The following is a 255-nucleotide window of genomic DNA, read 5'->3' as shown; positions in this document are numbered from 1 at the left end:
AAGATGAAATGGTGGGGCTTTTCAACCACTGTATCTACGACCTGGACTCCAAAGCACCTTCCATCGACACCCCTTTGCATGCTTTTTTACCTTTCAAACACATTGATCACCTCCATCCTGATGCTGCCATTGCCATAGCCGCTTCCAAGGAAGGTGAGAAGATCACGCAGGAACTTTGGAACGGTCAGATCGCCTGGGTGCCTTGGCAGAAACCAGGATTCGATCTGGGACTCCAGTTGCAGCAGACACTGGCGG

At 51.4% G+C, this 255-nt stretch carries 1 protein-coding gene; it reads left to right on the top strand.

The window, feature by feature from the left end; translation table 11 throughout:
* A partial coding sequence (locus JYB62_RS19775) for a class II aldolase/adducin family protein (RefSeq protein ID WP_205647106.1) occupies positions 1-255 on the top strand: 255 nt, incomplete at both ends.

Origin of the sequence: Algoriphagus lutimaris, from assembly GCF_017051705.1 — a bacterium.
GTDB lineage: Bacteria > Bacteroidota > Bacteroidia > Cytophagales > Cyclobacteriaceae > Algoriphagus > Algoriphagus lutimaris.
Note: the sequence above shows the minus strand (reverse complement) of the source record. Positions and strands in the feature narration are given on the sequence as shown.